Source organism: Algivirga pacifica (assembly GCF_039543525.1).
GTDB lineage: Bacteria > Bacteroidota > Bacteroidia > Cytophagales > Flammeovirgaceae > Algivirga > Algivirga pacifica.
Map to the genome: position 1 here is coordinate 89,091 of NZ_BAABJX010000065.1, position 11,815 is coordinate 100,905.

An 11,815-nucleotide genomic window follows, 5' to 3' on the forward strand; every position below is an offset into this window, starting at 1 on the left:
CTCCTGTTCTTCATTCTTGTACCCCAAATAAACTTCCTTGTCGTTTGCCCTCATCCATTACCCGATTCTTGGAGACTCCCAGCTTATTCAACTTGCTTTCCTTCACATTGAGAATATCAATATATTGTTGTAGCATTTGATCCGCTTTTGCCTTACTGATATCATCTGCCTGTACCGCTTGATAAAAACGTTGTCGCTTTTCATCCAGGATCTTTTTCGCTTCTTCCACTTCTGCTTTTAAGGCATTGTATTGGCTATCAAAAGCTTCCTCTGTAGAAGACTTACCTACATTGAATGCAATATTGAGTGGTTCCTTTGCCTCAAAATTTCCAAAGGTCGTTTTTCGATCAATCGCCTTCTTCAATCGTTCCAAGAACTTACGCTTGTTACTGAATTGACTCGCCTTTGTACCGTAGCCTTTTTCGATTAACCATCGGGCTATTTCCGATTCATGGGCATTCGTCAGCTGAGGATAAAGATTTCTAGCTTCCCCGGTCCAATCCGCTATCGTATGAATTATATTTCTGTTGGTCTCATCAGAATTCTCTAACATCGTCACGGTTTGCCACATGTACCCCTTGGGGTTGAGGTAGGAGAGATTGATAATCTTGTTGGCATTCTTTCCTTCCTGTTCCTTCACCTGTTGGATCACTTTCTTCTCACACTCAGCCGGACCATTTAACACCTCACATTTCTTGCGTTGGTTACGATAATAGTTTGCTCGCTCAAACTCCGTTTCTTTGGTAGAAAGTGTATTGGAGTTAAGTGCCATATGAATCGCTTCCTTTTCAGTCCCTTTAAACACCTTGACTGGAATACTTGAGAATTCCTTATTCTTCTTACTCAATACTTTGAAAGCTGCCAAGCGGGAATGTCCTGAAATGACAACGTATACCTCTTTTTCCTTGTCGTACCATACGGTGATAGGATCAAAGATCGCCCAATCAAAAGTCCCTTCATGAACAGCCTGTATAATCTTATTCTTGCTGGTTTTTGAGTAGTCTTCTGTACGGTTCTGGAAACGTTTGGTATCCGTACTGATCACCTCAAGAGGCATATCTTCTAGAAGAAATTTAGAAGCTTGTTTTGAGGACGCTTTTTTCTTCACAATCTCTTTTTCCTTCTCAGCGCCTAAAGTCTCTTTTCTAACCGATTCATAGCGTTTCTGAATGTCTACTTTCTCTTCCAAGAGTTTCACGACTTCCCAGAATCGTTTATCGGTATTCACATAAGCATAGCACTTGTTGATCACGTCTTCATAAGAGGTTTTCTGATACGCACATTGCCAATACAAAATAAGCATCAAGAGGATCTGTTTTCCCTGATCTGCTTTATCGATATAGACATTCTCTTTCTTCTTGTAATCCATATGAAAGAAGGGCATACGCATAAAGAACGCAGGATTCTCCCTACTTCTACCGTTTTCCTCTATGGTATAGGTGCCATTGTAAAGCCAAAGGTCCTCGTTTTGTCGGCTTTCATAACGGAATTGCTTGAGGTCTTCCTTGAAATGACGAATCACATTGGTACGAGTAGGCTTCCACTTTCGGTCAAAGAATCTTCCTACAGACTCAAATAACTCTTGAGCATGCTGCTTGTAAAGTCCAGCAACCTTTTGTTTTCTTTTTTGCTCCTTCTGCTGATCCTTTACCCTCTTCTCGTCTAATTCAACCAACCTTCTTTTTCCACTCAGATATTCATAGAAATAGGTATCATTAGTTCCTATCTTAAAGCTATGCTGTATTGCAAGCTGTGTCATCATAAAGGAATGCTCCATATGCAGGCCATGTTCTTTTACTGCATCCACATATTCCTGGGCATTTTTAGCCTGATGAATCTTTTTAGACGTAAAGAAGGCGATATACTTTTTGGCTGATTCAAAAGCTAACTTCAATTGTTCATCCAAGACCTTGATAAAGTTCTCCCGGGTACGTTCGTTCTTATCGGCAAAGCGAGGTTTCTTGATTTCCATATATTCAGATTCCATTCGCAATGCGGAATACAGGTAACGATACAGCAACCCTCCATGACGGAAAATCACTTCCTCTGGCTTATAGGTACGGCTTTGACGCTGAATGGCATCATAAAGCTTTTCCCCCACCATTGCTTTCCAGGTTTCATGAGCCTCCTTTGACTCTTGCAATAGCTCCTTGACCAAAACATGCTTTCCATGGACCATTTCTCCTACCACTTTCAATAGCTCATTCCACTCCTTAATGGTATATTTCTTTCCTCTTTGTGGAGCCTTTACAAAAACATATTGATCCGAAGTAGCTTGCTGTTTAGGCAATTCTAAAGGAGTATTCTTTACGACTTCCTTCTGCTTATTCAGGATATAATCCGCTGCTTTTTGGGCATAAGAAATTGCCTTGAAGATGTACTTATGATCATCCTCCATATCCTTTACCAAGGCTTGGCTCCACCCCTTCACATAAGCTGCCGTATTATCGATAGTCTTGAAAAGAATACCTGCTTCTCCACACAAAAAGGCTGCCCCAACCTCAGCCACTAACTCTTCCTGGGCATACTTGTGATCCCCAAACTTTCGTCCACCTCTTTCGGGTTGATTCAATCGCTTCTTGTCTTTTGTCGAATGAACCAGCTCATGAAATAAGGTTGCATAATACGCCTGCTCCGGATCAAAAGAAGTATAAGGAGGCATCTGTACATAGTCAGAAGAAGGACTATAAAAAGCCCTACTACCTCCATGCTTGATTTGGGGACGTTGTGGCATTCCTTCTATAATCTTCCTGGCAGAAGCAATTCCTTCTGGTGTGGCTTTGGGCTTTACTTCAGGAAATTCAATCCCTTCAATATCCTCCGCATTGAATACCCGGTAATAGCGTAATGCCGGATAAACACTATATTCTTTCAACTGCTCCCTTCCAGATGTTGACTTCTTTAGTTGCGCCTGAATGCGGTTCCATTCATTAATGGTCATACGTTTGCCTTTGGGATCTCGAACAATCAGTTCGTAATAAATCACCATGGCTGATTTACTGCCTTCCCTAATTCTTCCTTTCTTTTCTTCCACTTGCCTAAAGGTCATCCAATAAGGACTGTCCTTATCTTCCATGGCCAACAAGAACTGGTTCATCCCACTATAAGGCTTTCCTGAAGCAAAATTAACGGGAGGAAGAAAAGGCATATTATCCGCTTTCCATGGCTTTCTCCAGAAGAGTCCTTTCTCCTTAATCTTTTCCAGAATCTTATTGGATATGATCTCGTAAACATCCTTGGTCTTACCCGACAAGGCCACCAACTCTTCCATAGGAGTCCCAACTACACCATGCGTCCTAATGGCTGCACGTTGATTCATTCTTGGAATTCCATGCAGCAATGTTTTATAATCTTCTGGCTTTTGTGTTACCTGCTCCTTCTCCTCTGATAGAAATAGATACCCCAATCCTGCTACCGCCAATAACTCTATCATCTCTCGCTCTTTTAATCCACCTTGAATAGGGTTCAAAAAAAGCGGACGGCAAATGCCAACCGCTTTTTTATTTCACCCACAACCAACTTTTAGAAATACCATTAATCTGCCCAACACACTTAGAAAATCATAAGAATACTAGGCTACTCCATTAACCCATAAATCAAACAACTCTCCAGTATCTAAATTGACGCTTACACTCCAGTAATAGCTACATCCATCCATAACCAACGTATAGTCTGTATCGTAAGCGTAATAGTTTCTTTTTTTATCCCAATGACAGTTTATATGGATAATTCTTTCTCCCTTCTCATTTTTGAAGGCGACATATTGTCTATAATAATGCTTCAATTTTTTATGGATTATTGGGCAACCAGAAGCTCCATTCATTGGGACATATTGAGCTGATTCCTTTAACTTATTTCTTAAAATACTTTCCGTTTTTAAAATCTCATCCTGAGAAGGCGTCCAACGATAAGAAGTCGAATCTACTTCACTAAGAAATAAATAATTATGAGGATATTTCTCTGTATAGATCGTTCCTCTAAAAGCTTCGGACTCAATGCCTATTTTGGTTTCATCAATTTCTATTAGTTGAGTATTAAGCGGTTGATTAGTCTTACAACTGAATACTATTGTTGTCGCAATCAATAGAATAAGGGGAATTAAAGTTTTTATTAGCTTGCTCATAGTATAGTATATTTTGATTTCATCTTAATTTAATCACAAAATCATTCAAATAAACAATCCAGCTGGTATACCTCTACGATCGATCCTTCTTCCGTAGAAAGGATAAATCTATTTTCTCTGTGACCTTTCCAGCAACCTTCTCCACACTTCGCCCAATCACATATCCTCCAATACCAATCTCCAGCAACTCCCAAAACTGGTTTTCCAAAGGCACTTGCTCCAGTTGGAAAACAGGTGCCAGGAACTTTGCATAAACCACCACAAAGGCAAACATCAGCATTACAATCGGTCGCCAGTTTCTCTGCAGGGCATTTCCTTTTGCTTCTGCCAGAATTACCTGAGACTGCATTTCCAATACTTTTTGAAGATTGTCCATGACTAGAATGGAAATACGCTCCTTGGCCTGACTTTTCTCTTCGTCCGTCGTAACGGTTTCATCAATCACTTGTCCAATACTCTGTACCAATCGATCGGCACTTCCCGACAGTAACTTCTTTATCCAATCCATCTTTTTCCTAAGCGATATATTCGTAACTCTTTGCCCTTTTCATCCATCCTTTGAGAAATTTCTGATTCTGTCCTCTCTGGGCTATCCTTTGATAGTATTTCATTCGTGCCTCCTTGAAACACTCAAATAGCATTTCTGCAAAAGCCCTATTGATAGCCCCAATGGTTTTAGGACCTGAAATTCCATCCACTGCCAATCCTTCTCCAAAGTCCTCATTCAATACTTTTTGAATCACCTTTACTGCATGGTGTCTGGCGTTGACATAGAAGTCAAATAGCTGAATTGCCAGCGCTTCATCGTAGATTCTTCCAAAGCCGGGATGATCCCAAAACGCCTTCTTGTAAAAGGCCTGTACCAATTGCTCCAATCGACTATTTCTGATTCTATAATTCCAAGGGAGTCTACCTCCTTGCTTCTCCTTTTCTGCATCCACTATGGGCCATCCTTCCCAATCCGGATGATAATACCTGGAAACACCCATATAGGTTTCCCCTCCAATATCTCCTTCCACATTGGCATAAAACCCTTCGTGTACAATGGTTTTCTTATAGGCCTTCTCAAAACTGCACATGATCAAATTCTGGTTTTAATTGGTTTGTATCACTTTCATTCTCTACTACCGTAAATGCTTCTTCCGAAGCCTCCTTTGTCCGATAATACCTCCATGCCAGGTATCCGGCTACCAACACGCCCAAGAGTAATACTCCTCCTATCTTTTGCCGCCCACTCTCTGTGAATGCAGTTGTATAACTTACTCCCGGAAAAGTAAAAATGCCTGATAACTGTAATCCACCAACTAAATCCTGCTCTGTTACCAGATGACGGTCTTCCATTCGGTTTTCCATTTGAACAATACCTTTTGCCAGTCGAAGAAACACCTCTTCCTGTTTGGGAAGCATTGTATCTTCCGGAATTCCTACGACACGGGCCACATGCTGTACATAGTTTTCTGTATGGTTTTCATGGGGAGGAGCATAGCGGTAAACGATTTCTCTAATCGTCCTCAACCCTCGTTTCTCGTAATAAGTATTGAGATTCAGGAACAACGCCCGCAAGCCATGCAGCAAATCCTTGAATTGCTCAAACCGGGTATCGTTAGGAGAAAGTAATTTCCCTTTCCAGGGAACACTGCTTTGTACGATATTCCCTGGGTTATTATTCCGAATACCTCTTGATTGCACCGTACTTGCATTGAGATAGCTTTTCATTATCCTTTGCTTGCATACTCCAAAATTACCTTCAATTGTGAACTGCTTAATACCTCTGGAAACTGCAACCTTCTCAAGGCGGACAACGTACCAGTTCCCACTTTTCCATCCCATGAACCATCAGGTTTTCGAGAGGTCTTGATCAGGATGTTTTTCACCTCTTGGTTTCCGATCTTATACAATGCTGCCTGCAACCTCTTTACATGCTCTCCCTGACTACCCAAACGTATTACTGTCTGCTCACCTGTTGCGTTAGACACACTGGAAGGTACAACGGCTTTCTTCTTTCCACTTCCCAATAACCAAAGGCCTCCCATGATCAGTCCTATCGTTGTTATATCCATGCTTTAAACTTTTCAATCAGCTTTGTATTCAATTGCTTTATTTCTCCATTTCTCAGCATACGATCCAATTCCTGACGGTCATAGATTTTCTTTTGATACATAGCCTTCTTATCCAAATAACCTATTCGTTCCAGCTTTTCAGGATCAAGAAATACCTTTACCATACTTCCTTCCTCCCCGGCATAGACTCCCAGGTAAGTCATATTAGGTACGTACACCTTTTGCTTCAGGTCCATACCTGAATAAATCGGTGCATCGAAATAAGCCAAGGGATCTGCGATGACAAAGAAGCTACTTACTACCTTTGGAAACTGTTCCTCCTTCTTGGGAAGTCCTGTGTTACTCACTTTCATCAACGAACTTGTGGGAACAGATACTACCTGAATAAACGCATGGTAGATATCACCTTCCTTGACCAAATCCTCATTGAGGTTTCTATTGAACAAGGTTCTGTACTGCCGTTGTACCAACTCAAAGTTCACTTCTGGATCTGCCGCAATCGCTCTAGCCACTTGCATAATCCCTTCCTCATTCGTTGCCCCATGCTTAAACCACTCCAGCCAATTGACATGTATTCCCGTATGTAATTCAGAAGCATACCTTCCGGCTCTTCCCAAAGGCGTATTAGTCCCTACCTGATCACTCGCATTGTTCTTCTGAAACTTCTGCCAAAGAAAGTACCCACCTATCAGCATAGCCGCCCACACTACCTTGGACGAATGCCAAGGTTTTCTCAAGTCTTCCGATACACCACGCTGTACCGATTGTACGGTATCAGAAGAAGCCACTGCCGTCGCCACATTTTTCACGCCTTTTGCCGCACTCCCGGCTGCCATCCAATAGGGGTTCATTCCTTCTACACTAAATGTTTAAACATCTGTATTTTCTTCTCTACTCCCGGCTTGTTAGACTTATCTGCTAATACCTCCAGGGTAGTTACAGACAAGTTATTGGCCAGTTGCTGAAGGGCTGCCTTCAACTGTAAGACCTCCACACTATTCCTCGTTTTGGTCTTGATGATTATCTCCGCCATGTTTTCCTGCAAATTTTTGAATGATGGATGAAAGTAATGCCGGATTCTGGATGAACAACCTTACCAAGGCACCCACCTGAATCACAAACTCTTCTGGCTGCTCCTCCAAAGCGTCGGCCAATTGCGTCACTCGTTCCCTGTATTGATTAGAAGAAGTACCCTGACCCGCAGAGACAGGAAGACTGGCAGACATAATGCCTGCCAATGCTTCGTCCGGTACATTCATCATCCTGCCCAAGGCAATGGAGAATACAGGATTGGAAGAAACCTTTTCAATCAACCCACCAAAACCGTCCAAACCTCCTCCAGAGGACTCTACCTTCTGCAGCTCAAAATCCTTCATGGACAGTTTTTTCTCCAAGTCAAAGTTCTCCTTCTTCAGACTCATGTTTTCCCCCTCCAGACTATTGTTTCTGGAAGCCAATGAATCTACATCCCGCTCCAATCGCTTGATGACAAACTGATAATACCGTTCGTTGCTATCCTCCATGGGAGTCCCCAACCCAGTAGGCTGGTTCTGTTTTATGCTATTTACTTCACTGACCTTTACCGGGTCCGGTGTGTTGTTCAGTACAATTGCATTTCCCCTAAGGTGCCTTCTCTGTACATACACCAGGTTCTGATCAAAACGCAAGGCAACAGATTTGATCTCTTCCTCATTTTTCTCGGGAACATCAGACGGGCGAATCTTCTCCCGCACACGGGTGAGCTTCCCATCCATTTCCACCAAAATGTCGTACTGGTATTTCTCTCCGGCAAGAACGGAAGAGATCTGTTCTAAATTCATGATGCCTTACTTTGAATCTGTTTCACTGGTTTTGCTGCTGTCATAAGACGGCTTCCTTCTTCTTTCTCTTGGGCCTGTTTATAAAGTGTAATCAATTGCTGCAATACACTCAAGGCGACACGCTGTTTAAGATAAGCTTGTCGAATTGCATGCTTAGCCTCCAGCATCTTTTGCATCGCTTCTCCCTGATCAATACCAGAAAGATCCTGTAAATAGCGATGTACCTGCCTCTTCATATACCGGATATCCCGCTCGTTTTGCATCACTACTTTTACCAGACGAATCATGGCTCCTTTCAGCTCCCGCTTTGTGATATACCTGGAGGGAGAGCGTCCACGAACCTTTCTTCTCGTCTTTCCTGACAACGCCTGGTATTTCTTGAGATAGAAACGATATTTCTTCAACCAAACTGCCTTACGCTTTTTATTCCTTTCCCTTTTGTAGCGATGCAGGTAAGCCTTATAGTTGTCTTGATAAAGCACCCTCAATGATCGCTTGTAAAGTGCTGCATACTGTTTGTACCGCTTTTGCCACATTCGTTTCCTCTTGGCATTGCGCTCCTTTTTATAGCGCTGCAAGTACGTTCGATACAAGCGCTGGTAAGAGAACCGCATGACCTTGATATAACGCCTTTGGTATTCCTGGTACTTCTTCTTCCATACCCCTTTGCGTTTGGCATTTTTCTCTTTTCGATACCGGGACAAATACGCTTTGTACGTATCCTGATAGAAATACTCCAAAGACTTGCGATACTTGTTCAAGTAGTCTGTATAACGCTTGCGCCAGACTGTCTTCCGCTTGCTGTTTTTCTCTTTTCTGAACCTGCCCAGATAACGCTGGTAAGCTTTCTGAAAAGCACTTCGCATGCTTTTGAAATACCTGCGATAATAAAGCAAATAGCGTTTACGCCAAACCGCTTTTTTCTTGGCATTTCGCTCTCGCTTAAACCTGCTCAAATAAGTTTTATACAGCTTTAGCCACTTATTTCCTCCTTTCTTCTGAGGCCTCTTCCTTGCCGGTCTCGGTTCCTTGAAGATCTGCTGGAACCTCTGCAATAGTGTCTTTTGTGCCATTTTGATAAATGTCTAAAATTTCTTTTCTCAACCGAAGTAGCATCCATGCCAAGGACAACAATGAAGTACTCACCACATATACCGTATTCAGGTCAATGTCCATGATCAACTTCAAGACCGTCGTTTGCAAGGACATGCCTGTTGCTACAATCCCCACTTTCTCAAATAACTCTTTCATTCGTTTCCTTTCTTACAAAAGGACAAAGGGAAACTGATAAGGAAAACCATGGGAAGGCAAGGCCACCACAATCTCCACTGGAGATAACTCCTCTACTTCCAATCCTTTTTCCTGTCCCACTGTGACAGGTCCTAATGAACCTTCCACCTCCCGCATGACATAATACATTCCTAACTGCATCCCTTCTCCTTGATTTGCTTTTGAATCTCCAGCAACATCTTATTGATCACATCAAATTGACTGGTCTGTTGTCCTACAACCACATGCTTAACCACCTCAATAAACCCTTGATCTGCATTCTCAAAATTGACAAAAAGGTCTCCCTGAAAAGCACTTCCCGAAGGCAAGGTATGGGCAAAGCTCTTTCCGGCTTCTATGGTATAGATAATGGAACCCGTATCGGCATACCCCAGGTAAGCATTGGTATTTCCTTTATTACTAACGATGAATCCTATACAATTATCAACCTTAAAAGTATTGCCTCCTTCCACAAGGTTATCCTTCTCAATCCTGATCACCTGCATGTTGCTATTTCCTTTTAATTACCATTACTGAATACCGATACCTCTGACCATAATCAATCAGTCCGGACACGCTGGTAGCGTGTCCCTACGGGATTTCTACCTCTGAATGATTATAGTGAAAAACCGATACTATATCCCAAAGCTATGGTTAACTGCATTTACGATCCCTTTCCATCAGGAAGATCAAATCATATTCCACCACTGCCGTAATCGCCGCTGTAAACTCTGTCCTGACTTTCACCACATGACCTCTTCCTGTAATCAGCAAAGGAGCAAAACGGTTCGCCTGTTGCAATCCAGCAGTAGGGTCAGACATCAGTGCCTTGAAAGGAATATTCTGCACATAATCCTGACTATTGTCTGCAATTCCCACCCGAAAGAAATCATTGGCTCCTGAAGTAGCGATGGGGTAGAATGCCACTCCCACACAATGATCATAGGCGTTGGACAAGGAAACCTCCTTATGAAGTGTGCCGACCGGCGTACCGGACGGATACTTCACATTCACCACCTGATAATAATACTCCTTCTTCATCCGCTATTACTTCGGTTCGGTTTGCGTTCCCATTAGGCGAACTTCCAGAAAATGCTGTACTCCTGCAGGCATTACCTGACTTGGAGAGAACTCCAAACGCACCTTGATATCCTTTCGCTCTACCAACAGCATCAAGGTATTCAAGTGCAATACGTCCTCAACCCCTTGCACCTTGGAAGACTTAGCTGCCGTAGTAAAACGAGATACCGGCAAGCTCAACAGTTGCTTTCCATCCTGAATAAACTGCAACTTGGCATTCAGTAACTCTTTAGGAAACAAGGCAATGTCTGAAGAGTAAATCACATCTGCTGCCGTGAAATTTGGATTGGCAACAGGATCATTGGCCGCATACCCCACTTTCAATCGACCAATCGCTGCATTCACTCCCGGATCAAGCATAGATCCTTGAAGGTCGGATAAACCTACCACCTTATCATTGGTCGGCAGCAACAGGTCCTTGATACTGGAGCCTCCGGAAATATCACTTCTGTGAGTAATATCGGCCTCTGCAAATCGCACATCGCCTTTCAGGATGGCCTGACGGGTAGCCTCAAAAATGCCCCCCTTATTCGTTTTTGCTTTTCTAAACAAAAAGCGTTGTTCTACGGATGTATCCGCTAAAATTGACGCACTCATAGTAGTCTGTAGTCGTAATTTTTGTTTTCTCCTAATTCAAAATCCTCTTCGGCATTTGCCTATACCATATTCTCCAGCGCCTTGATATCCCTACCGGTTAGCTGTTCCTCATCATCGTCTTCATCTCCTTCCAGGCCCTCCAGTTCATCCTCATCAAACCCTTCCAGATCTTCGTCCTCTTCACCATCCAGTCCCTCAAAACCGTCCAGCTCATCTTCTTCCTCGGTGCCTACCAACTCATCCAGGCTTCCCATTTCCTTATCCTCAAAGCCTTCCCGTTCTTCCTCTTCGTCTCCTTCCAAACCGACTAGATCATCAATGCCTTCCATTCCTGAGATGCCCCTGATTTCGGAAAGGATCTCCTCTACAATGTCTCCATTCATTCCTTCCACGCCATTGACATACGCATCCACATCCATGTCTCCCAGCAATCCTTCCACGGAAGTTCCACTCACCGTTACGAAAGGTCTTCCTTGCTGATCGTACACCACCTGTTGTGTCGCTCCTGCAGGCAACTGCGTCTGAGAAGTATCCGATACAAAGTAGTGTTTTCCGTCACTCGCCTGAATCACTTTCCCCAGGTCATCGGTCCCGGCTAATCCCTTCAAGGCGGGAAACTGTTCCAATACCTGAGGATTGTTTAAAGCTCCCGTAGCTCCTGCTGCCAACAATGCATTGGCAATGGCCGGATCTACCTTGGAGTTTTTCTGTGTGTGCAGATAGACTCCCAACGCCACCAAACTCAGGCTGACCGCAGCACTCTGCTTGGACAAGAACTTCTTGCCAATGATCGATCCGGCGGCAATACCTCCCGTATTCTTCAATGCCTCCTTGTAATCTCTATTCAACTGCATTCTGTTTTTGAT

At 43.1% G+C, this 11,815-nt stretch carries 16 protein-coding genes; all 16 read right to left on the reverse strand.

The genetic code is table 11. The features are described from left to right. Positions 1-10: 10 nt before the first annotated feature. The 16 genes from ABD985_RS20240 to ABD985_RS20315 all read right to left on the reverse strand — a co-directional run bounded on the left by ABD985_RS20240 (position 11) and on the right by ABD985_RS20315 (position 11,803). Positions 11-3,469: a zincin-like metallopeptidase domain-containing protein gene (locus ABD985_RS20240; RefSeq protein ID WP_345374995.1), complete on the reverse strand. Its 3,459-nt coding sequence runs from the start codon at positions 3,467-3,469 to the stop codon at positions 11-13. A gap of 102 nt (positions 3,470-3,571) precedes the next feature. Further along, the gene (locus tag ABD985_RS20245) at positions 3,572-4,123 is read right to left on the reverse strand and encodes a hypothetical protein (RefSeq protein ID WP_345374996.1); all 552 of its coding nucleotides are present in this window, start codon (positions 4,121-4,123) and stop codon (positions 3,572-3,574) included. Positions 4,124-4,196: 73 nt separating this feature from the next. Beyond that, positions 4,197-4,631, reverse strand: coding sequence for a 3TM-type holin (locus tag ABD985_RS20250; protein ID WP_345374997.1), 435 nt, complete (start codon positions 4,629-4,631; stop codon positions 4,197-4,199). A 7-nt stretch (positions 4,632-4,638) separates the two neighbouring features. Next, positions 4,639-5,202, reverse strand: a complete 564-nt coding sequence (locus tag ABD985_RS20255; RefSeq protein WP_345374999.1) for a glycoside hydrolase family 108 protein — start codon at positions 5,200-5,202, stop codon at positions 4,639-4,641. Next, positions 5,189-5,839, reverse strand: a complete 651-nt coding sequence (locus ABD985_RS20260; RefSeq protein WP_345375000.1) for a hypothetical protein — start codon at positions 5,837-5,839, stop codon at positions 5,189-5,191. The genes ABD985_RS20255 and ABD985_RS20260 overlap by 14 nt, the downstream gene beginning before the upstream one ends. After that, positions 5,839-6,183 (reverse strand): hypothetical protein, encoded by a 345-nt coding sequence (locus ABD985_RS20265; RefSeq protein WP_345375002.1) that lies wholly within the window; start codon positions 6,181-6,183, stop codon positions 5,839-5,841. Before ABD985_RS20265 ends, ABD985_RS20260 begins: the two co-directional genes overlap by 1 nt. Beyond that, positions 6,174-7,034 (reverse strand): hypothetical protein, encoded by an 861-nt coding sequence (locus ABD985_RS20270; RefSeq protein WP_345375004.1) that lies wholly within the window; start codon positions 7,032-7,034, stop codon positions 6,174-6,176. The genes ABD985_RS20265 and ABD985_RS20270 overlap by 10 nt, the downstream gene beginning before the upstream one ends. A 5-nt stretch (positions 7,035-7,039) precedes the next feature. Continuing rightward, entirely contained in the window at positions 7,040-7,216 is a 177-nt protein-coding gene (locus ABD985_RS20275; RefSeq protein WP_345375005.1) for a hypothetical protein, read from the reverse strand. Further along, positions 7,179-8,003: a hypothetical protein gene (locus ABD985_RS20280; protein ID WP_345375007.1), complete on the reverse strand. Its 825-nt coding sequence runs from the start codon at positions 8,001-8,003 to the stop codon at positions 7,179-7,181. Before ABD985_RS20280 ends, ABD985_RS20275 begins: the two co-directional genes overlap by 38 nt. Further along, positions 8,000-8,869: a hypothetical protein gene (locus ABD985_RS20285; protein ID WP_345375008.1), complete on the reverse strand. Its 870-nt coding sequence runs from the start codon at positions 8,867-8,869 to the stop codon at positions 8,000-8,002. The genes ABD985_RS20280 and ABD985_RS20285 overlap by 4 nt, the downstream gene beginning before the upstream one ends. A 115-nt stretch (positions 8,870-8,984) precedes the next feature. Beyond that, positions 8,985-9,254, reverse strand: a complete 270-nt coding sequence (locus ABD985_RS20290) for a hypothetical protein (protein WP_345375010.1) — start codon at positions 9,252-9,254, stop codon at positions 8,985-8,987. A gap of 12 nt (positions 9,255-9,266) precedes the next feature. Beyond that, the gene (locus ABD985_RS20295; RefSeq protein ID WP_345375011.1) at positions 9,267-9,434 is read right to left on the reverse strand and encodes a hypothetical protein; all 168 of its coding nucleotides are present in this window, start codon (positions 9,432-9,434) and stop codon (positions 9,267-9,269) included. Continuing rightward, positions 9,425-9,778, reverse strand: coding sequence for a hypothetical protein (locus ABD985_RS20300; protein ID WP_345375013.1), 354 nt, complete (start codon positions 9,776-9,778; stop codon positions 9,425-9,427). Before ABD985_RS20300 ends, ABD985_RS20295 begins: the two co-directional genes overlap by 10 nt. 148 nt (positions 9,779-9,926) lie before the next feature. Next, on the reverse strand, positions 9,927-10,313 hold the full coding sequence (locus ABD985_RS20305; protein ID WP_345375015.1) for a hypothetical protein: 387 nt from the start codon (positions 10,311-10,313) through the stop codon (positions 9,927-9,929). Between the two features lie 6 nt (positions 10,314-10,319). Further along, positions 10,320-10,949 carry a hypothetical protein gene (locus tag ABD985_RS20310; RefSeq protein ID WP_345375017.1) on the reverse strand — a complete coding sequence of 210 codons (630 nt, stop codon included), beginning with the start codon at positions 10,947-10,949 and terminating at the stop codon, positions 10,320-10,322. Positions 10,950-11,008: 59 nt separating this feature from the next. Beyond that, the gene (locus ABD985_RS20315; RefSeq protein ID WP_345375019.1) at positions 11,009-11,803 is read right to left on the reverse strand and encodes a hypothetical protein; all 795 of its coding nucleotides are present in this window, start codon (positions 11,801-11,803) and stop codon (positions 11,009-11,011) included. Between the last annotated feature and the right edge of the window lie 12 nt (positions 11,804-11,815).